This is a genomic window from Elusimicrobiota bacterium (assembly GCA_026388095.1).
GTDB lineage: Bacteria > Elusimicrobiota > Elusimicrobia > UBA1565 > UBA9628 > UBA9628.
Genome location: JAPLKL010000042.1, coordinates 20,164 through 39,743 on the forward strand (window position 1 = coordinate 20,164; position 19,580 = coordinate 39,743).

A 19,580-nucleotide genomic window follows, 5' to 3' on the forward strand; every position below is an offset into this window, starting at 1 on the left:
TCCCAAAGGAGAACATCATGAGGAGACTTCCCCTGTCCCTGGCCTGCCTCGCAGCCGCCGCGGTTCTGCTCGCGGGCTGCGGCCGGCGTTCCGGGGACACCATCCGCATCGGCGTGATCGCCGAGCTGACCGGGTCCATCCCCGCGTGATCGCCGAGCTGACCGGGTCCATCCCCGCGGTCGGAGCCTCCTGCCGCAACGCCGCGCAGCTTGCCGCCAAAGAGATCAACGACGCGGGCGGCATCGAGATGGAAGGCGGGAAGAAGAAGATGATCGAGCTGGTCATCGAGGACACCGCGGCCAAGGCGGACCAGGCCGCGGCCGCGGCCCAGAAGGCGATCACCCGTGACGACGTGGCCGCTATCGTGGGCCCCAATTCCAGCAGCAACGCGCTGCCCGCGGCCGAGATCGCCGAGAAGGCGGGCGTGGTCATGATCGCGCCTTGGTCCACCAACCCCAAGACCACTCTGGACGCCCAGACCAACCAGCCCAAGCAGTTCGTGTTCCGGGCCTGCTTCACGGACACCTTCCAGGGGCATGTGCTTGGGAAATTCGCCGCCGAGATCCTCAAGGCCAAGAAGGCCGCCATTCTCTATGACGTGGCCTCCGAGGTGCTCAAGAGCCAGTCCGAGCTCTTCAAGCAGAGCTTCGAGGCTGGAGGCGGGAAGGTGGTGGCCGCGGAGACCTACACGACCGGCGACAAGGATTTCTCCGCCCAGCTCACCAAGATCAAGCAGGCGGGCCCCGACATCGTCTTTTTGCCCAGCTACTACACGGACGTGCCGCTGCAGGTGCAGCAGGCGCATCGCCTCGGCCTGAAGGTCCCATTCCTCGGCAGCGACGCCTGGAGCACGGAAGAGCTGATCAAGATGTGCGGCAAGGACTGCGACGGCTTCTACCTTTCCAACCACTACTCTCCCCAGACCACCAACCCGGTGACGCGCAGATTCATCGCCAGCTACCAGGCCGCCTACGGCAGCGTCCCCGACGACGTGGCGGCGCTCACCTACGACTCGTTCGGCCTGCTGAAGGCGGCGCTGGCCGCCGCGAAGACGACGGACCGCCGCGCCATCCGCGACGCCCTCTCGCGGACCACGGACTACAAGGGAGTCACCGGGGACATGAGGTTCACCCCCGGCTCCGGCGACCCGGTGAAGGGAGCGGTCATCCTGCAGATCAAGGACGACAAGTTCGTCTGGGTCACGGACGTGCGGCCGTAGCCGGTGACCTACTTCCTCCAGCAGGCCCTCAACGCCCTGCAGCTGGGCAGCGTGTACGCGCTCATCGCCCTGGGCTATACCATGGTCTACGGCGTGCTGACCATGATCAATTTCGCCCACGGCGATTTCTTCATGGTCGGGGCCTTCCTCTGCTTCATCTGCGTGGCGCGCCTGCACCTGGGTTTCGTGCCCACGCTCCTGGTCTCCATGGCCGGCGTGGCCCTGCTGGCCGCGGCAGTCGAGTTCTCCGCCTACCGGCCGCTGCGCCGGGCGCCCCGCGTGTCCGCCATCATCACCTCCTTGGGCGTGGGCATCTTCCTTGAGCATCTCACCTTGGCCCTGAGCCCGTACCCGCAGCACATCCCGCCCGCCTTCACGAACCTGAACTGGAGCGCGGGAGGGCTGGCCGTCTCTTCCCTGCAGGTCGTCACGGTCCTGTTGTCCGTGGGTCTCATGGCCGCGCTCCAGTTCGTCGTGGCGCGCACCCCGCTGGGCATCGCCATGCGCGCCGTGTCCTGGGACCGTGAGACCGCGGCCCTGCTGGGCGTGCCGGTGGACCGCGTCATCTCCGCGACCTTCGCCATCGGCGGCGCGCTGGGCGGGGCCGCGGGCATGCTCTATGCTCTGTCCTATCCGGTGATCGACCCGTACATGGGCGTGCTGGTGGGCTGGAAGGCCTTCATCTCCGCCGTGGTGGGAGGCATCGGCGACATCCGGGGGGCCATGCTGGGGGGCTACATCCTGGCCGCCGTGGAGATCGCGGTCGCTGTCGCCCTGCCGTCCACCTACAGGGATTTCGTGGCTTTCTCTTTGCTGATCGTGCTGCTGATCTTCAGGCCGTACGGGATCTTCGGCCGCCCTCGGCCGCAGAAGCTCTAATGAACAGGAATGCGGTAGCGGCTGTCTTTCGGGACCGGCGCACGCTCTACGTGCTGACGGTGACGGGCTTTTTTCTGTCCTGGGCCATCCCCCGATTCGGGCTGCTCGACCCCTATGTCCAGCTCATCCTCATGTACGTGGGCATCAACGCCATCCTCTGCCTGAGCCTCAACCTCATCAACGGCTTCATGGGGGAGTTCTCCGTGGGCCATGCGGGATTCATGTCGGCCGGCGCCTACGCCGCCTCCTTGCTGACCGTGCGGGTCTTCCCGCACGGCGCGGCCTGGGCCTTCCCGGCCGCGACCCTGGCCGGAGGCTGCGCGGCGGCGCTCCTGGGCCTGCTCGTGGCCCTGCCCTCTTTCAAGACGCGGGGGGACTATCTCGCCATCGTGACGCTGGCCTTCATCTTCATCGTGAAGTCGGCCATCGAGAACATCGACGCGGTGGGGGGGCCTCGGGGCCTGCTGGGCATGGACCGGCTCACCACGCTGCCCTGGGTCTTCGGCTGGACCGTCCTGACGGTCTTCGTCATCCGGAACTTCATCTACTCCCGGTACGGCCGCGGCGTGCTGGCGGTACGGGAGGACGAGACCGCCGCGGAGTTCATGGGCGTGGACACCCGCCAGGTGAAGGTGCTGACCTTCGTCGTGGCCTCCTTCTTCGCCGGCGCGGCAGGCGCCCTGTTCGCGCACCTGCTGCAGTACATCAGCCCCGGGATGTTCGACATCGTGAAATCCACGGACATGCTGGTCATGGTCTACCTCGGCGGCGTGGGCTCCATCGGAGGCTCGCTGCTCGGCGCCACCATCTACACGGTGCTGCTGGAAGCCCTGCGGCCGCTGGAGATGTGGCGCATGGTGCTCATGCCCCTGCTGCTCGTCCTGCTCATGATCTTCCGGCCGCGCGGCATCATGGGGCTGCGCGAGTTCCCGTGGTTCCGGCGGCGGCCCGAGCCGCGGGGCGGCGCCGGGCGGCCTGCCCGCGCCGAGGCCGCGGCCTCACCCCGGGCCCAGGCCCCTCTTCTGGAGGTCTCCGGCCTCACCCACCGCTTCGGCGGTCTCACCGCCGTGTCCGGCTTCGGCCTGCGCCTGGGCGAGGGGGAGTTGGTCGGCATCATCGGGCCCAACGGCGCGGGTAAGACCACGGTCTTCAACCTCATCACCGGCGCGTACCGCCCGGACGAGGGCCGCATCCTCTTCGCCGGCCAGGACATCACGGGCCGGCGGCCCGGCGAGATCAACGCCGCGGGCATCGCCCGGACGTTCCAGAACATCCGGCTCTTCAAGGACCTGTCCGTGCTCGACAATATCATGACCGCGCACTATGCGCGCTCGGCTTGCGGCGTGGCCGAGGCCCTGTCGCACGCCGGGGGCTACCGGGCTGATGAGGCCCGCGTACGGGACCATGCGCTGGACCTGCTGGCCTTCTTCGATCTGGAGGGGCAGTCCGCGACCTGCGCGGGCAGCCTTCCCTACGGCCTGCAGCGCAGGCTGGAGATCGTGCGGGCGCTGGCCACGAGGCCGCGCCTGCTCCTGCTCGACGAGCCCGCGGCGGGCATGCATCCCCATGAGGTGGACCGGCTCAGGGAGCTCATCAGGCGGGTGCGCGCGGAGTTCGCGGTCAGCATCCTGCTCATCGAGCACCAGATGCGGCTGGTCATGTCCGTGTGCGAGCGGGTGGAAGTGCTCGATTTCGGCACCACCATCGCGGCCGGCACCCCGTCCCAGATCCAGAGCGACCCGCGGGTCCTGGAAGCGTACCTCGGCCAGGAGGCGGCGTCATGAGCGCGGGGCAGGTCCTGCTCGAGATCAAAGGCCTCTCGGTGCACTACGGAGGCATCCAGGCCGTCAAGGGGGTCTCGCTCGAGGTGCGCCGAGGCGAGATCGTGGCCTTGGTCGGAGCCAACGGGGCGGGCAAGTCCACCACTCTGCGCGCCATCTCGGGGCTCCTGCGCTACTCGGGAGAGATCCGGCACGAGGGGGTCGACCTGCGCGGGCTGCCGCCGCATCGGATCGCGGCGCGCGGCATCGCGCACGTGCCCGAAGGGCGCGGCATCTTCGCCAATCTCACGGTGGGGGAGAACCTCCGGCTCTCGGCTTGGCCGTGCCGCAGCCGCGCGGAGCGGGACCGCGGCTTCGCGCGCGTCTTCGCCCTCTTCCCCAGGCTGAAGGAGCGCAGCAACCAGCCGGGCGGCACGCTGTCGGGGGGGGAGCAGCAGATGCTGGCCCTGGGGCGGGCGCTCATGGGCGGCGCCGGGCTGCTGCTCCTCGACGAGCCCTCGATGGGACTGTCGCCTCTGCTCGTCAAGGAGATCCTCGCCATGCTGGCGGACATCAACCGGCAGGGAGTCACCATCCTGCTGGTCGAGCAGAACGCCAACAGCGCCCTGCGCATGGCCTCGCGGGGATATGTGTTCGAATCCGGCCGGCTGGAGCTCTCCGGCACGGGGCCGGAGTTGCTCGGCGACCCGCGAGTCAGGGAGGCGTACCTGGGGACGTGAGGCCGGCGCCCCTCAGGGAGCCGGGTTTTCCTGCCGCTTGCCCGGCGGGCCGGCGTAGATGGGCTGGTTGTTGTGGCGCAGGGCGGACCATGTGTAGCGGTTCTGCGGATTCCACAGGATCCAGTTGGTCACGCCCTGGCGGGACGCCGCCAGGATCTGGGCGCGCACCTGCTCGGCATTGTAGCGGAAGCCCAATGAGAAGTCCTGGAAATAAGGCCGCAGCCGCCAGGCGTCCGCTCCCAGGCGCGCGACCGCGTCGCGGGTCCCGAATTCGATCGTCTTGTAGGGCTCCCGGTTCGGGTTCTTGAGGCCGTAGATGCCCTTGTGATAGTGAGAGGGGTACATCATGGGCGAGATGAAGTCCACCTGCCGGGTCAGGGCGGAGATGTGCTGGCCGATGCCCATGCCGCTGTCGTCGGTCGTAGTCATGCCGAACACGCAGATGGAGAGCTTGACCCCCAGCGGCTTGAGGCGCTCCTGGGCCGCGGTCAGAAAAGCCGCCAGGTTCTCTCTGGCCGTGCGGTCGCTGTGGTCCGGGCGGGAGTAGCGGCATAGCCGCGTGTTGCCGTCCGAGGGGAAGCGCAGGTAGTCGAACTGGATCTCGTCGAAGCCCGCGGCCACGGCCCGGGAGGCGATGTCCAGGTTGTAGTCCCAGATCACCCGGCGATAGGGGTCCACCCAGGCCACGCCCTTGGCGTTGGCCCAGATTCCTCCGCCCGGCGTGCGCACGGCCAGGTCCGGCCGGTGGCGGGCCAGATAGTTGTCCTTGAAGAGGACGATCCGGCCGATGGTGTAGATGCCGGCGTCCTTGAACTCGCGCACGCAGGCATCCAGGTCCGGGATGGCGTTGACGTAGGAGCGGGTCTCATGGGCGAGGGGCACGCCGCGCACGAACATGTAGCCGTCGTACTCCTTGAGCGCGATGACCACGGCGTTGAGGCCCGCGGCCTTCATATCGCGGATGAGGGCCCGGCGGGCCTTGGGGGCGCCCGCGCCCCAGCCGGTCATGTGCACTCCGTGCAGGGGTTTGGACCAAGACGGAGGCTTGAGGCTCCGGGGCGGCGGCGCCACCACCGGCGTCACCGCGGCTGCGGTGGCGGTGGCGACGCCGGAAGAGACGATGACGGCCGGCGGCGCGGGGATGGGTCCTCCGGCCTGGACGACGGCGGCCAGCAGGAGGGACGCGCAGAAAGGCGACAGCATCCCCATCAGGATACCAAAATCGAACTACCGGGGCATGAGGACCAGGTCCAGCCAGGGGCGGTCCTCGTCGAACGGCGGCAGGAAGGGCACGTGCAGGACGTCGGATTGCAGGAACAAGGTCCCCGCGTCCTTGCGCCGCTCCAGGCCCAACTGCCGGTAGGGGGGATCGTTCTCATCGAGATAATTGTCATGGTAGCGCGGGTGCCGGATCGTGACGTCGTAGCCCCCTGAGCTGAGCCGGGACGCCTTGAGCGAGTAGTGGCCGGTGCGGTCCGTGGAGGCGAGCAGCTTCTCTCCTGTGGAGTGCGAAACGAAGCTCACCTGCGCCCCGGAGACCGGCTTGAGGCTGTAGAGGTCATAGACCAAGCCGCGGATCAGCCAGTAGTCGGGCCGGGGGGGCTTGGCGGCCGGCGCCGCAGGGCCCGTGCTCGCGGCTACGGCGGGGAGCGGCGCCGCCGCAGGGGCAGCGGAAACCAAAGAGAGAGGTTCAGCCGCAGCCGGCGTGGCCGCAGGCTGGGCTTGCGGCTGGCTCTGGAGGACCGCGTCGAGCCCCAGCCATTCCACGGCGAAAGACATGCCGGACCGGCAGGAGACGGCCAGGTCTCGGCGCTGCCGCCAGAACAGGAGGGCTCCTTCGATGACGAGGACCGCCAGCAAGGCCCATTGCAGGATGCGGCGTGTGGACGGGGCCAACGCCGGCCGCGCCTGCTGCGCCTGCTGCGCCTGCCGCAGCCCCATGAGGCAGCGGGCGATCTCGTCCTGGTCGCGGGGCCGCATGCACCTCGGGCAGGACGCGGCGGAGGCTTCGACCTCGCCGTGGCACCGCGGGCATCGGACCGTCTCTGACACACCGAAATCATACTAGAAAATCCGTCCGCCGGCCAGACTCCGGAGTCCAGAATTGATAGAATAGGATGGCAGCCGCGGATTGCGCAACGGAGGTCGGCAAATGTTCAAAGAAAAGGTCTTGAAGGCCCTGGAGAAGATCCGCCCCAACCTGCAGGCGGATGGCGGCGACATCGAGCTGGTGAGCGTGGACGAGAAGAAGGGCTTGGTCAAGGTCTCCCTGCGCGGAGCCTGCGGCTGCTGCCCGCACGCGGCCATGACCCTCAAGGGCGGCGTGGAGCGGATGCTCAAGCAGGACGTCCCCGAGGTCAAAGAGGTCGTCGCCGTCTGAAGATCGACCTGCACACGCATTCCACCTATTCGGACGGCACGGCCACTCCCGCCGAGGTCGTGGCGCGCGCCGAGAAGGCCGGGGTCTCTCTGCTCGCGCTCAGCGACCACGACAGCGTCTCGGGCTTCTCCGAGGCTCAGGCGGCGGCCCAGGGGCGGCCTCTGGACCTGCGCTGCGGCGTGGAGATCAACACCAGGCATGGGGAGAACGTCCATATCCTGGGCTACGGCATCCGCTGGCAGGACTCTGGGCTCCTCGCGGCCCTGGCCGAGTTCCGCGAGCGCCGGCTCCGGAGGCTTGAGGGCATGCTCGAGAAGCTCGGGGCCCTGGGGGTGGAGCTGACCTGCGAGGAGGTGCGCGGGGATTGCCGGGAGACCTTGGGCCGGGCCCATGTGGCCGATGCTCTCAAGCGCAAGGGCGTGGTGCCGACCCGCGCGGAGGCTTTCCGCCGGTTCTTGGCGCAAGGGCGTCCCGCGTATGTCGAATCTCTGGGGCCTTCGGTCGCGGAGGCGATCGCGCTGATCCGCGCCGCGGGGGGCTTCGCGGCCGTCGCGCACCCGGGGACGGTCGCGGACAAGGAGGATATCGAGGCCTGGGTCCAGTCGGGCCTGGAAGGCATCGAAGTCTACTACGCCGGCCACTCGCCCTCGGACATCATCCGCTTCCAGGATCTGGCCGACCGTTTCGATCTGGTCGTGACCGGCGGCAGCGATTATCATGGACGGGGCAGCGGCCGCGAAGGCCCCATGGGCGTCGAGGTGCCGGAGGAGATCGGACGGAGCTTTCTGCGGAGGTTGGCGCGATGCGGCTGATCGCCCATCGCGGCGCCAGCGGCCTGGCCCCGGAGAATACCCTGGCGTCGTTCCGGCTGGCTATGGAGCTGGGGGCCCAGGCGGTGGAGTTCGACGTGCACCAGGCCGCGGACAAGGAGTTGGTGGTCATCCACGACGAAAGCCTGCGCCGCACGGCCGGCTGGCCCGAGCACATCCGGGACCTCACTTGGCAGGAGCTCCGCCGGTTCGACGTGGGCTCCTGGTTCGACCGGCGCTTCTCCGGGGAGCGCATCCCCCGGCTCGACGAGGTCCTGGACGTCGTGGGCAAGAAGGCCGAGGTGCATCTGGAGCTCAAGCGCGGCTCGGCCTGCTATCCCGGCATCGAGGGCCGCGTGGTCGAGCTCCTGCGCCGGCGGCGGGCGCTCAAGACCTGCGTCGTGTCGAGCTTCGATCACCAGGCCCTGCGCGCCGTGCGCGCGCTGGAGCCCAAGGCGCGTCTGGGCTATCTGCTGGGCGAGACCCCGATCGAGACCGCCTGGGAGGAGATCCAATCGCTGCGGGCCGAGAGCCTGCACCTGAGCCTGCGGCAGGTCGACGCCGCCCGGGTGTCGGGCGGACACCGCAGACGCCTGCGGGTGCTGGTCTATACGGTCAACGACGAGGCCCAGGCTCGTCGCCTGCTCAAGATGGGGGTCGACGGGGTGTTCACGAATTTCCCCCGGCTGCTGGAGAAGACCGCATGAAGGTCCTGAAAGCGCCGGCGCCGTCCGCCGCGGAGCTCCGCCGCGAGATCGACCGCCTCGCCGGCGCGGGACTGGCGGACCTCGGCTTCTGCGAGAAGGACTTGGCCCAGGCGGCCTCCCTGACCTGGAGGATCAACGCCCTCAAGGGCCCGCGCCAGGCCGTCATCCCGGGACATGTCTACCAGAGGCCGGAGCTCCTCGTGGGCGTGGCCGACTTCGTGGGCGACTCCTACAAGCTGGCCAAGCTCTGCGCGCAATCGCCGGCCAAGACCATCGTCTTCTGCGGCGTGCGCTTCATGGCCGAGACGGCCAAGATCCTCAACCCGGAGAAGACGGTGCTCCTGCCCGCCTCCGGGGCCGGCTGCTCGCTCTCCGAGAGCATCACGGCCGCGGAGGTGCGCCGGCTCAAGGCCGCGCACCCCGGCGCTCCGGTGGCGACCTACATCAACACCTCGGCCGAGGTCAAGGCCGAATCGGACGTCATCGTGACCAGCGCCAACGCGGCCCGCATACTCGGCCGGCTATTCGCCAAGCACCCCAAGGTGATCTTCGTCCCGGACGAGATGATGGGCCGCAACCTGGCCGCCGCTTTGGGCAAGAAGGTCGCAGAGGAGCTCATCATCTGGAAGGGCACCTGCATCGTGCACGATAAGTTCGACGCCTTCGCGATCGCCCTCTACCGCAAGATTTACCCGGGCCTGAGGATCCTGGCGCACGCGGAATGCAGCCCGGCGCTGGTGGCTTTGGTCGATTTCGTGGGCGGCACCGGGGACATGATGAGCTACGTGGAGAGGACCCGGGCGCCGTACTATATGCTGGTGACCGAGTGCGGCCTGGGTGAGCTGGCCCGCACGCGCTTCCCGGAGAAGAACTTCGTGTTCATGTGCCGGCTGTGCCCCTACATGAAGATGACCGACCTGCGCGGCGTCCTGCGCGCGCTCGAGGACCCGCCGCTCTCCGCCCGCATCGAGGTCCCCGCCGAGACCGCGGCCCGGGCCAAGGCCGCGGTGCGCCGCATGTTCGAGCTGGCCGAAGACACGGTCAAGCTCTGACCGGCTGAGTCGAGCCCTCTGCGAGCGGGGCGGTCAAGGATTGGCGGAGGCGGGATTCCCCTTGATCGGAACCGCGGCCAGCGGGCTCGGTCCAGCCAAGGTCGCGGGGGCAGGCGTAGCGGCATCGGCTGACTGCGGAGGGTAAGGATCCAGGCGCTGGGGGACGTAGATGTGGACCAAGCCGGCGTTGGCCGCCTTGGCGAGGCAGTCGAGCTTGACCTCGTGGAACTTGTAGCTGGAGGCGCGCAGGGGCTCGATCGAGGAGATCACCTCGATATGGCCGGAGCGGTTGTTGAAGCCGCAGGCCTTGCGGTCGAAGACCACGATGCTGCCCTTGACCAGGGGGTCCACGCGCAGGTCGAGCCGCCGCAGGGGCGCCTGGCGGCCGAGGAAAGGATCCCGCTGCCAGCGTGACTCGAGCTTGTTCATGGCCCAGGCGAAGCTGTAGGCCCGGCGCGGCCGCCGCCAGTCGCCTTTGGCCGTGACTTCGGTGCGATAGTCGTCGGTCCAGAGGTCGGTCTTCTGGAGCGCCATGCGCACCCACTCGTAGCAGCGCCCGCGCCGGCGGCGGCGCGTGTGCCGGTTCCAGCCGTCGGCGCCCTCGGCTGCCGCCGAGGCCAGTTCGTCGGCGCGCTTCCAGTCGATGGCGTCGAGCACGCTCTGGGACGGCCCTGGCGGCTCGGGCGGCGCGGTCACCACGGCGCGTCCGCGGCGCCGTTTGCGCCCCGGGCGCGCGGCCTTCTGGGGCTGCGGGCCCGCGGCCAAGGCCGGCTTGCCGAAGATGTCGGCCACATAGAGGCAGCGCTTCTGAGAGTTCGGCGCGCGCACGGCCTCGGTGAGCTCGGAGAAACCCTGCTCCTGCTGGGGCGTCAGGCCCTGGTCCCGGAGCCTGAGCCGGTCGCGGTATTTCGGCAGGGCCGATTCCGGAGGTTCGATGCCCAGGCGCGCGGCCACGTGCACGACCATGTCGGCGTAGACGGACATGTCCTCCGGGCCGCGCCCCAGCGTCAGATAGGCGATCTGCGACGCCAGAGACTTGAGGTCTGCGATGTCCTTGGCGAAGACGTCGACGAAGTTCTTCGGGAAAGGGGTGCCGGTCTGGGGCGGCGGCGTGCGGCCGCTCGGGTCCAGGAAGCAGGCCCGGGCCTGGGAGAGGAATTCCCGGCGGAACGAGGCCATGACGCCGGGGTCCGGGGCCCACGCGACGGCCGGCGCTTCGGGGTTCTGTTCGTCGCCCTTGACCTGGGCCGAGACGGTGCCCGCAAACGCCAAGCTGAAGGCGCAGGCCAGGAGCTGACGGCTCCACCGATGTTCCGGCATCATGAAGATTGTAGTTTCCCTCGCCGATGAAGTCAAGGCGGACTCAGTGAAAACGTAATATCTTTCGATTAATGACGCTCCCGAGCGGATATAATATCATGGCAGCCTAATCCATGGACAAGACCTTCGAACTGCTGGCTCCAGCCAAGGACCTCGCCTGCGGGCTCGCGGCCTTGGAATGCGGCGCGGACGCGGTCTATATCGGCCCGGAGCGCTTCAGCGCGCGCCAAGCGGCGGCCAATCCGCGCTCCGTCGTGGCCAAGCTCATCGCCCGGGCGCACCTTTTCCGCGCCAAAGTCTATGCCGCGGTCAACACCATCCTGCGCGACGATGAGCTGGAGCCCGCCCGCCGGCTCATCGGCCAGCTCTGGGAGGATGGGGTGGACGCGGTCATCATCCAGGACTTCGGCCTCCTGGAGCTGGACTTGCCGCCCGTGCCGCTCATCGCCAGCACGCAGATGCACACCGCCGCTCCGGAGCGCGTGCGGTTCCTGCGGGATGTCGGTTTCCAGCGCGCGATCCTGGCGCGCGAGCTGTCGCTCGAAGAGATCCGGAAGGTCGCCGCGGAGGCGCCGGGCATCGAGCTGGAAGCCTTCGTGCATGGCGCGCTCTGCGTCTCTTACAGCGGCCGCTGCTACCTGAGCTACGCCTTGGGCGGCCGCAGCGCCAACCGCGGCGAATGCGCCCAGCCCTGCCGCAAGCCGTACCGGGTGACGGACGGCACAGGCCTGATCATCGCGGAGAACTGCCACGCCTTGTGCCTGAAGGACCTCAACCTTTCGAGCCAGCTCGAAGCGCTCATCGCGGCGGGCGTCACATCGTTCAAGATCGAGGGGCGCCTCAAGGACGCGGCCTACGTGAAGAACACGGTCCTCTGGTACCGCCGCGCGCTCGATTCGGCCCTGGCCAAGTCCGGCGGGAGGAAAGCCTCTTCCGGCACGGTGAGCGCCGATTTCGCGCCGGACTTGGCCAAGACCTTCAACCGGGGCTATACCACGTATTTCCTCAAGGGGCGCGACCCGGCGCTGCATGACCATGCCGCACCCAAGTTCACGGGCGCGGCGGTGGGGGTGGTGCGCTCGGTGCGCGGCAACCGCATCGACCTGGAGGCTCCGGCCGCCCTGCACCCGGGCGACGGGCTGGCGTATTTCGACGAGAAGGGCTGCCTGTGCGGCACGCCGGTGAACAAGGTGGAGGGGGGGGGGATCTGGGTGGAGTACGCGCGGGGCCTGGTCCGCGGCACGCGGCTGTTCCGCAACCACGACCGGCTGTGGCTTCGGGCTCTGGAGAGCGCGCGCATCGAGAGGCGCATCGGCGTGGCGCTGGAGCTCAAGGAGACCAAGGCCGGGCTGGAGCTGCTCTTGCGGGATGAGGACGGCGTGGAGGCTCGCGCCGAGGCCGTCTGCGAGAAGGCCAAGCCGAAGGACGGCGGTCAGGCCTTGGAGACGATGCGGCGTCAGTTGGCGAAGCTGGGGGGGACCGGGCTGGCGGCGGGCCGCGTCGCGGTCCCGGAGCGCCCGATGTTCGTGCCGGTCTCGGTCTTGAACGAGCTGCGGCGGCAGGCCGCGACGGCTTTGATCGAGGCCCGTCTGAAGAGCCATCCGCGGGACCTGCGCCGGCCGGCCCAGGCCGACGCCGTCTATCCGGAGAGCGAGCTGGGGTTCGAGGCCAATGTCATGAACCGGCTGGCGGAGAAGTTCCTGCGGGCGCACGGAGTGAGATCCGTCCCGCGCGCTTTGGAGGCGGGCCGGGTGCCCAAGGGGACTCGCCTCATGACCTGCCGGTACTGCCTGCGCCGTGCCCTGAAGTCATGCGGAGGGGGCAAGCCGGTGGCGCCGTTGTTCTTGGCTGACGGGGACGGCGCGCGCCTGCGCCTGGAGTTCGACTGCGAAGCCTGCCGGATGGAAGTCTACGGATCGTAGCTGGGAGCTACTCCTTTACCAGCTCCAGGACCATATCGCCGTCGGCGTCCTGCACCCGTCTCTCGACTTTGAGCAGAGCCAGCGCCCGCCGCGTCGCCGCAAGGAAAACGCTGACGATCAGGGCCATGACCCCCAGCGAGAGCGCGGTCAGAAAGTAATCCCCCTTGGGAAGGTAGTTGGTGGCGATGTTGAGGCAGCCGGCGTAGAGCGCCGTCGCGGCCATCACGGAGCCCGGGACGGCGGTGATCCAGGCGGACCTCGACTTACCCAGCCGGAGCAGCATGACCGTGGCGATGATCAGAGCGCCCGAGGCCAGGAGCTGGTTGCTCATGCCGTAGAGCGGCCAGATGGTCGTGATGTCCCCGGTGTAGACCAGATAGCCCCATGCCGCGGTGAAAAGGGATCCACTCAGGACGATGCCCGGCATCCAGGCCTTCCTCCGGAACTTCGGGAAGACCCTGCCGAGGGACTCCTGCACCAGGAACCTCCCCACCCGGGTTCCCGTATCGACGGCGGTGAGGATGAACACGGCTTCGAACATGATCGCGAAGTGATACCAATACGCCATCAGCCCTTTCATGAAGGGGACCTGGGAGAATATGTGCGCCATGCCCACCGCGAGGGAAACGGCTCCGCCCGTGCGGCCTTGGAGCTGCTCGCCGACCGACTGGGCCAAAGCGGGGAGGTGGACGGGGATTATTCCCAGCTTGGCGTAAGCCGCCGGAGCCGCGTTGATGGCGAAGTAATCGGCCGGGAGCAGGACGCAGGCCGCCACCAGGGCCATGACGGCCACGAACCCCTCGACCAGCATGGCCCCGTAGCCGATGAACAGGATATCCCGCTCGTCGGCGATCATCTTCGGGGTCGTCCCGGAGCCGATGATCGCATGGAACCCCGACAGGGCGCCGCAGGCGATGGTGATCATGACGAAGGGATAGACGCGGCCCGGGATGATCGGCCCGCCGCCGTGGATGAAGGGGGTCAGGGCCGGCATCTGGAAATCCGGCCGGACGATGAAGATGCCGCCGACAAGCATCACGACGGTCCCGATCTTCAGGTAGGTGGAAAGGTAATCTCGGGGGCAGAGCAGGACCCAGACCGGCAGCGAGGCGGCGATGAACCCATAGACCGGGATGATGATCGCCAGTTGGCTGCGCGAGAACGTGAAGCAGGGCGCCCAGAACGGGCTGGCCGCCACATGAGGCCCGGCCCAGATCACCACGGCCAGGAGCGCCACGCCCATCAGGCTCGCCCCGGCCACGTCCCCCGGACGGAACCTGTGCAGCCAGAGGCCCATGAGCAGGGCGATCGGCATGGTTGCGAAGACGGTGAAGGTCCCCCAGGGGCTGGCGGCCATGGCGTTGACGACCGCCAGCGAGAGCCCGGCGAGGGTCAAGATGAGGATGGAAAGGACCGCCAAAGATGCGGCCAGCCCCGCGGTCTTGCCGATCTCGCTCTCGGCGATCCTGGAGATGCTCTGCCCCTTGTGCCTTACGGAAGCGAAAAGCACGACCATGTCGTGGACGCCTCCCGCCAGCACCGTGCCGATGATGATCCACAGCGCCCCGGGCAGGTAGCCGAACTGCGCGGCCAGGACCGGTCCCAACAGCGGCCCGGCCGCGGCGATGGCCGCGAAGTGGTGCCCGAAGAGGACGTACCGGTTGGTCTTGACATAGTCGTGGCCGTCCGCCAGGGCGACCGCAGGCGTGGCCCGCCGGGACTGCAAGCCCAGGACCTTGTCGGCGATGTACAACCCGTAGAACCGGTAGGCGATCGCGAAGGTGCACAGGGTCACGAGGACCAATGTCAGCGCGTTCATCTCTATTGTCGTGCTGGCTACCGCTGGCAGAAGGCGGCCATGGCCCGCAGCGCCCGGTCCGCGGACCTGAACACCGGCAGGCCGTGCTTGCGCGCCTCGGCCACGTACGGCTCGTAGAGCGAGCCGCAGGCCACGCTGCAGACCACCGGCTTGCCCGAGGCCTTGGCCAGTTCCCCCAGCTTGGCCGGGAAGGATCCCGCCAGGCCTTCCTCCGGCAGGGTCTTCATGGCCGGCGTCAGGGGGATGCCGGCCGCCACCAGGCCGTCCACCTGCGGCGATTCCAATACGGCGGCCGCGATCTCGATCAGGGCGGCGTCCGTAGCCATGGGCGTGACGTCCAGGGGGTTGCGTACGTCCACGATGGAGTCGAGCTTGTGCTTCCGGAGTATCTCGGCCAGCCTTCTGCCCAGGGGACCGTCCGTGGCCGCGGCGCTCACCGGGCCCTGAGGCAGGATGCTGTCGGCCGTGCCCGCGGTCTCGAAGCCCGCGTTGCTCAGGACGAAAAGCCGTCCCTGGCCCGCGGGGCGGCCGTGGCAGAAGCATGACATCTGCACCAGCTCCTCGAAATGGTCGAAGTTCTCCGCGAACAGGGCGCCCGCGGCGTTGAGCACGGAGCGGGCCACCACGAAATCTCCGGCGATGGAGGCCGTATGCCCCATCACCGCCTTGGTCCCGGTCGGAGTGCGGCCGGCTTTGTAAACGATGACGGTCTTGCCCGTGGCCCGGGCCCGGGCCACGCTGTGCGTGAGCTTGAGGCCGTCCTCCTCCTTCAAGCCCTCCAGATACACCAGGATCACCTTGACCGTCTCGTCCTCCACCAGCTGTTCCACGTAGTCGCAGACGGTGACGTCCATCTGGTTGCCCACGGTCACGCAGTAGGCGGGCTTGAGCCACTCCATCTTGCTCACCACGGAGATGACGAAGGCTCCGCTCTGGCTGACGAAGGCGGTGCGCGCGTGGGCGGGGTTCTCCTCCGCGCCGAGGACGAGCTTCTTCTTGGGGATGAAGAAGGTGTTGACCTTGGCCGGCACGGAGACGATGCCCAGGGAGTTTCCGCCCGAGACCGCGAAATCCGGGTTCTTCCTGCGGCCCTCGGCGATCACGTCCAGGACCTCGTTGTGCACCCCTTCGCTGCCGGATTTCTCGCCCATGCCTCCGGAGATGAGGGCGACTCCGCGGACCTTCCCGGACTCGGCCGAGTCGCGCAGCAGGGCCGGGACCTCGGGCGAGGGCACGGCCACCACGAACATGTCCACCGGCTCCGGGAAGTCGGCGGGGCTCTTGAAGCACTTGGCGCCGTCGATCTCCCCCGCGTAGTCCTTGAGCACGAACAGGCGCTTCTTGTCGAATCCGGCCTCGATCACGTTGCCCAGGATGATGCGGCCCATGTTCATCTTCTTCTCGCTGACTCCGGCCACGGCCACGGTGGCGGGCTTGAGCAAAGACCAGACGGCCCTGGCCGAGGGGAAGACCCGCGTCCCGGACTGGGCCTTGCGGAAGCGCAGCACGCCGTCCAGGGCCACGATACGCTCGTCGGATACGGCCAGGGGGTTGACCTCGACTTCCTCGATGGCCCAGGCGCAGCCGCAGCCGTCCGAGAAATGAGCGAGAAGCCTTTGAAAGCCGTCGAGCCAGCGCAGCATGGCCGCGTCCTCGGCCAGGCGCTGGCCGCCGCGCACGTTGCCGGAGACGTAGCGCCAGATCCAAGCCCGGTCGAGGAAGCGCTGCCAGCCGCCGCCGTCAGAGACGAGCTTGACCGCGGCGATGGCCGGAGAGAAGCCGGGCTTGAGGGCCGAGGTGAGACCCTCGGCGTCGGTGCCGCCGATGCCCAAGGTCATGATGGGCCCGAAGGCTTTGTCGGCCCGAGCCCCGAGCATGAGCTCCTGGCCCAATGAGAAGACCGCGTGGGGCACGAACTCGGTGACCAGGATCCCGTCGGCGTCCTTGAACTTGGACTTCATCTCCGAGAGCCGGGCCGCGGCGTCGGCCTTGGCGCAGACCTTGACCCCGCCGGCTTCGGTCTTGTGCAGGGTCTTGTGCGAGGAGACCTTGAGCACGACTTTCTCTCCCGGGAGCGTCGCGAGCAGGGTCTTGAGTCCGGCCTCAGGCAGCGGGATGCGCGAGAGCGCGACCAAGTCGCGCTTCGGGGTGTCCAGGCCCAGCCGGTCGAGGACGTCGTAGACTTCGATCTCGGAAAGGGCCCAGCGGCCCTCTTGCGCTGCGTGTGAGAGCAGGGACTCTATCTCGTTCATGGGAGCATCATCCTAGGAAATTATTCCCCATGAAGGCTACTTGGGGCCGGACTCGACGATGCGATGGGTCTTGACAAGGCAATGATAAGGGGTTAACTTATTAGCGATACCACATTGTCAATACGATAGGGAATCTGGACCGTCCATCGCTCTGCCCAAGGAGGTCGTTCCTGCGACTTGGTGGCAGCCATGAAACATTGCCCGGTCTGCAACACGATGTTGCCTGACACCAGCGACCAGTGCAACTTCTGCTGGGAGAAGCTGGATGCGGAGTGCTATGGCCAGCCGATAGAGCAGAAACCCGTCCGCATACCGTACAAGCTGATCCTGATCTTCCTCATGGCCGCCGCCGCCGGCGCCTATTGGTGGAAGATCCACGAGATGTCGCCCGAGGCTGTGCAGGAGAGCAGCGTCCACATCCAAGTCAAGGACGTGCAAAGCACGGTGCCCTGACCGGGGGCTGCTACTTGCCGGTCTTTCGGCACCACTCCAGCACCGCCTGGAGTTGGGCCGGACCGTCCAAGCCGGCTTCTTCGAGCACCTTTTCCCAGTTGCCGCTGCCCAGGAACCGGTCCTTGCGGAACGGGTGCCGGGAGCGGCGCAGGCCGTCCTGCGTATGGATCCACCGCGCCATGGTGGGCCAGGTGTAGTCCGTGATGGCCATGGCCTGCCGGGCCAGCCGCTCCGGGTAGATGGCCTGTTGCTCCTGCGCCGGCAACAGGTCGAAGAGTTCTCCGCTGGAGACGTAGAAGATGTTGACCGGGACTCCCTGCTTATCGAGCTCGGGCAGCACCTGCCGCGAGAAAAGCAGCGCCACCGCGCAGCCCTGCAGGACCACGGTCGCGTCGGTCTTGTCGCTGCGGCGCCAGGCGTAGAGCCCTTTGGTCGCGGCGTGCGGGGGCGGAAGCTTCAGGGCCGCGCGGTCGGGTATGGCCTCCGCTGGCCGGGTCACGAAGGGCGCGATGATCGCTGGTCTGGTCTTAAGGGCGGCGACCAGCAAGGGCCAGACCTCCTGCGGCTCCCAGGGGATCAAGGTGATGAGCGCGCCCTTCGGGAAGTTCCCGGCCAGGAGCTGGAGGGGCTGGGGGTCCGCGTGGGTGGGACCGTCCTCGCCGGTCATCGGGCCGGCATGGGCGTTGACCATGATCCAGGGCCGGAAAGGCTCGCCCGTGGCATCGCGCCGGGCCTGCTGGCCGATCGCGTGCAGGCGCGCCGGGATGTGCTCCAGGGCCGCGATGAAGGCGGAGTAGGAGCTGGTCACGCCGATGTGGGCGCCGAAGCTGGAGACCCCGGCCATGACCCCGCCCATGGCGTCCTCGCAGATGCCGCCGACCGGGACCAGCCTGGAGGCGGGGTTGGTCTTGGCGTTGTAGAAGCCCTTGGGGAAGCTCCCGCCCACCGCGGAGATGCTGGTGGACTCCAAGAGGTCCGCGGCGCAGGCCAGGAAAGACCCGTGGGTGAGGGTGTTGAGATGACCCAGGGAATCGCCCAGGGCCGCGCGCAGGGTCATGGCCCGGCCCGGAACGATGCCGAGCTCCGCGGGAGCGCGCTCGGCCGACACCGCGTCCGTGTAGATGAGGCCGGCCGTGGGCCCGTCCGGCCTGGGGGCGCGGGCCTTGGCCTGCAGGCGCGCGGCCGCGGCCGCGATCTTCTCCGCGGCCCGGGCCGGGATGTCCCGGCGCTGCTCCAGGGCCTGGCGCAGGCGCAACAGGGTGTCGAAGTAGGTCTGTTCCATCCGCTCGGGAGTCTTTTCGCCCTCGAAGCGGGGGAACTCGACCTTGAATCTCTTCTCGAAGGGAGCCACGGCCTGGTGGTAGCCTTCGGAGCAGAAAGGATGCCCGGCTCCGTGTGAGGCGCTGCCTTCGATGCCGTAGCGCCAGCCCTTGGTGGTCCGGTAGACGATGGCCGTGGGCTGGCCGTTGGCCAGGCTTGCGGCCAGCTTCTGAGCGGAGAGCACGCGCCGGAAATCCGACCCGTCTCCCGCGTCGATGACGTTCCAGTCGTGCAAGGCCAGCAACTCCATGGGGTCCCACTGGACGTAGTCGCCGGGGCATTTGTCCGCGGCGCAGACCGCGTTGGAGTCGATGGAGGCCTGGTTCCAGTCCACATGCAGGCGCAGGTTCTCCAGTCCGACGGTGCCGGCCATGCCCAGGGCTTCATGCACCCGGCCCGGGGTCATGCCGCCCTCGCCTTCAAGCAGATGGATGCGGGGAGCCTCGGGGCCGTAGGCGTCGAGCGCGGCCAGGGCCAGTCCCACGCCTGCGGTCACGCCCACGCCGCTGGCGCCGGTCGCCAAGGGCACGAAGGGCACGGCCGGGGTGGGATGGCCGTCCAGGGGCTTGGCGCGATGCCGCTTGAAGAGGGGCGTGCTCTGGGTCGGGTTGCGGCGGAATCCCAGCAGGTCCTCCAGGCGCAGCTGCCGGGCCACCGGCGCCAGCTGCGCGGGGTCGCCGATGCGCACCAGCTCGTTGCGCAGGGAGTACATGGCGTAGAGCCCCAGCGCCTTGTGTCCGGCCGCGTAGCAGAGCAGGTCCGCATCCATCCGGTCCGGGTGCGGGAAATCATAGTCCAGGCCTTCAAAGAGCAGGCTCGATACGATGCGCCCCGACGAGATGCTGCCGCCCGGATGCCCGGAGGTCGGCACGAAATTGAACAGGATGGCGCACAAGGTCCGGTAGCAGAGGTCCACATCTTCGAAGAAGGCCTTGTCGGCGACCGGCT

Annotated in this window: 17 protein-coding genes; 11 read left to right on the forward strand and 6 right to left on the reverse strand. The window is 68.2% G+C overall.

Annotated elements, in window-relative coordinates; all coding sequences use genetic code 11:
* The first annotated feature begins 17 nt into the window (after positions 1-17).
* The 5 genes from NTY77_09950 to NTY77_09970 are packed head-to-tail and all read left to right on the forward strand — an operon-like array spanning position 18 to position 4,598.
* A complete protein-coding gene (locus NTY77_09950; GenBank protein ID MCX5795804.1) occupies positions 18-149 on the forward strand; it encodes a hypothetical protein in 132 nt (43 codons plus the stop codon).
* The gene (locus tag NTY77_09955) at positions 146-1,219 is read left to right on the forward strand and encodes an ABC transporter substrate-binding protein (protein MCX5795805.1); all 1,074 of its coding nucleotides are present in this window, start codon (positions 146-148) and stop codon (positions 1,217-1,219) included. Before NTY77_09950 ends, NTY77_09955 begins: the two co-directional genes overlap by 4 nt.
* A gap of 3 nt (positions 1,220-1,222) precedes the next feature.
* The gene (locus NTY77_09960) at positions 1,223-2,098 is read left to right on the forward strand and encodes a branched-chain amino acid ABC transporter permease (GenBank protein ID MCX5795806.1); all 876 of its coding nucleotides are present in this window, start codon (positions 1,223-1,225) and stop codon (positions 2,096-2,098) included.
* Positions 2,098-3,882 (forward strand): branched-chain amino acid ABC transporter ATP-binding protein/permease, encoded by a 1,785-nt coding sequence (locus NTY77_09965; GenBank protein ID MCX5795807.1) that lies wholly within the window; start codon positions 2,098-2,100, stop codon positions 3,880-3,882. The genes NTY77_09960 and NTY77_09965 overlap by 1 nt, the downstream gene beginning before the upstream one ends.
* Positions 3,879-4,598 (forward strand): ABC transporter ATP-binding protein, encoded by a 720-nt coding sequence (locus NTY77_09970; protein ID MCX5795808.1) that lies wholly within the window; start codon positions 3,879-3,881, stop codon positions 4,596-4,598. Before NTY77_09965 ends, NTY77_09970 begins: the two co-directional genes overlap by 4 nt.
* Before the next feature lie 12 nt (positions 4,599-4,610).
* Here the strand turns inward: NTY77_09970 and NTY77_09975 are convergent, their stop codons facing one another.
* A complete protein-coding gene (locus NTY77_09975; GenBank protein ID MCX5795809.1) occupies positions 4,611-5,801 on the reverse strand; it encodes a hypothetical protein in 1,191 nt (396 codons plus the stop codon).
* A 24-nt stretch (positions 5,802-5,825) separates the two neighbouring features.
* Positions 5,826-6,650: a carboxypeptidase-like regulatory domain-containing protein gene (locus NTY77_09980; protein MCX5795810.1), complete on the reverse strand. Its 825-nt coding sequence runs from the start codon at positions 6,648-6,650 to the stop codon at positions 5,826-5,828.
* A gap of 100 nt (positions 6,651-6,750) precedes the next feature.
* Between NTY77_09980 and NTY77_09985 the strand changes: the two genes are divergently transcribed.
* From NTY77_09985 to nadA, 4 genes are read left to right on the forward strand one after another with little or no spacing between them, the layout of a single operon-like run.
* Positions 6,751-6,978 (forward strand): NifU family protein, encoded by a 228-nt coding sequence (locus NTY77_09985; GenBank protein ID MCX5795811.1) that lies wholly within the window; start codon positions 6,751-6,753, stop codon positions 6,976-6,978.
* Between the two features lie 8 nt (positions 6,979-6,986).
* Positions 6,987-7,790, forward strand: a complete 804-nt coding sequence (locus tag NTY77_09990) for a PHP domain-containing protein (protein MCX5795812.1) — start codon at positions 6,987-6,989, stop codon at positions 7,788-7,790.
* Positions 7,781-8,494, forward strand: a complete 714-nt coding sequence (locus NTY77_09995) for a glycerophosphodiester phosphodiesterase family protein (protein MCX5795813.1) — start codon at positions 7,781-7,783, stop codon at positions 8,492-8,494. The genes NTY77_09990 and NTY77_09995 overlap by 10 nt, the downstream gene beginning before the upstream one ends.
* Positions 8,491-9,546, forward strand: coding sequence for a quinolinate synthase NadA (gene nadA / locus NTY77_10000; protein MCX5795814.1), 1,056 nt, complete (start codon positions 8,491-8,493; stop codon positions 9,544-9,546). Before NTY77_09995 ends, nadA begins: the two co-directional genes overlap by 4 nt.
* Before the next feature lie 33 nt (positions 9,547-9,579).
* Here the strand turns inward: nadA and NTY77_10005 are convergent, their stop codons facing one another.
* Positions 9,580-10,866, reverse strand: a complete 1,287-nt coding sequence (locus NTY77_10005; GenBank protein MCX5795815.1) for a hypothetical protein — start codon at positions 10,864-10,866, stop codon at positions 9,580-9,582.
* 113 nt (positions 10,867-10,979) lie between these two features.
* Between NTY77_10005 and NTY77_10010 the strand changes: the two genes are divergently transcribed.
* The gene (locus NTY77_10010; GenBank protein ID MCX5795816.1) at positions 10,980-12,788 is read left to right on the forward strand and encodes a U32 family peptidase; all 1,809 of its coding nucleotides are present in this window, start codon (positions 10,980-10,982) and stop codon (positions 12,786-12,788) included.
* A gap of 7 nt (positions 12,789-12,795) precedes the next feature.
* Here the strand turns inward: NTY77_10010 and NTY77_10015 are convergent, their stop codons facing one another.
* Both NTY77_10015 and NTY77_10020 read right to left on the reverse strand, forming a co-directional pair.
* A complete protein-coding gene (locus tag NTY77_10015) occupies positions 12,796-14,607 on the reverse strand; it encodes a carbon starvation protein A (protein ID MCX5795817.1) in 1,812 nt (603 codons plus the stop codon).
* A 17-nt stretch (positions 14,608-14,624) separates the two neighbouring features.
* Positions 14,625-16,859, reverse strand: coding sequence for an acetate--CoA ligase family protein (locus NTY77_10020; protein ID MCX5795818.1), 2,235 nt, complete (start codon positions 16,857-16,859; stop codon positions 14,625-14,627).
* A gap of 189 nt (positions 16,860-17,048) precedes the next feature.
* Between NTY77_10020 and NTY77_10025 the strand changes: the two genes are divergently transcribed.
* On the forward strand, positions 17,049-17,312 hold the full coding sequence (locus NTY77_10025) for a hypothetical protein (GenBank protein MCX5795819.1): 264 nt from the start codon (positions 17,049-17,051) through the stop codon (positions 17,310-17,312).
* Positions 17,313-17,322: 10 nt separating this feature from the next.
* On the opposite strand, the gene NTY77_10030 is transcribed toward NTY77_10025, so the two are convergent.
* A partial coding sequence (locus NTY77_10030; protein MCX5795820.1) for a hypothetical protein occupies positions 17,323-19,580 on the reverse strand: 2,258 nt, incomplete at its 5' end.

What these genes read in the sequence shown, in the direction of transcription:
- NTY77_09950 (MCX5795804.1), top strand. Translation starts at nt 18, where the DNA reads ATGAGGAGACTTCCCCTGTCCCTGGCCTGCCTCGCAGCCGCCGCGGTT.
- NTY77_09965 (MCX5795807.1), top strand. Translation starts at nt 2,098, where the DNA reads ATGAACAGGAATGCGGTAGCGGCTGTCTTTCGGGACCGGCGCACGCTC.
- NTY77_09970 (MCX5795808.1), top strand. Translation starts at nt 3,879, where the DNA reads ATGAGCGCGGGGCAGGTCCTGCTCGAGATCAAAGGCCTCTCGGTGCAC.
- NTY77_09975 (MCX5795809.1), bottom strand. Translation starts at nt 5,801, where the DNA reads ATGCTGTCGCCTTTCTGCGCGTCCCTCCTGCTGGCCGCCGTCGTCCAG.
- NTY77_09985 (MCX5795811.1), top strand. Translation starts at nt 6,751, where the DNA reads ATGTTCAAAGAAAAGGTCTTGAAGGCCCTGGAGAAGATCCGCCCCAAC.
- NTY77_09995 (MCX5795813.1), top strand. Translation starts at nt 7,781, where the DNA reads ATGCGGCTGATCGCCCATCGCGGCGCCAGCGGCCTGGCCCCGGAGAAT.
- nadA (MCX5795814.1), top strand. Translation starts at nt 8,491, where the DNA reads ATGAAGGTCCTGAAAGCGCCGGCGCCGTCCGCCGCGGAGCTCCGCCGC.
- NTY77_10005 (MCX5795815.1), bottom strand. Translation starts at nt 10,866, where the DNA reads ATGCCGGAACATCGGTGGAGCCGTCAGCTCCTGGCCTGCGCCTTCAGC.
- NTY77_10010 (MCX5795816.1), top strand. Translation starts at nt 10,980, where the DNA reads ATGGACAAGACCTTCGAACTGCTGGCTCCAGCCAAGGACCTCGCCTGC.
- NTY77_10015 (MCX5795817.1), bottom strand. Translation starts at nt 14,607, where the DNA reads ATGAACGCGCTGACATTGGTCCTCGTGACCCTGTGCACCTTCGCGATC.
- NTY77_10020 (MCX5795818.1), bottom strand. Translation starts at nt 16,859, where the DNA reads ATGAACGAGATAGAGTCCCTGCTCTCACACGCAGCGCAAGAGGGCCGC.
- NTY77_10025 (MCX5795819.1), top strand. Translation starts at nt 17,049, where the DNA reads ATGAAACATTGCCCGGTCTGCAACACGATGTTGCCTGACACCAGCGAC.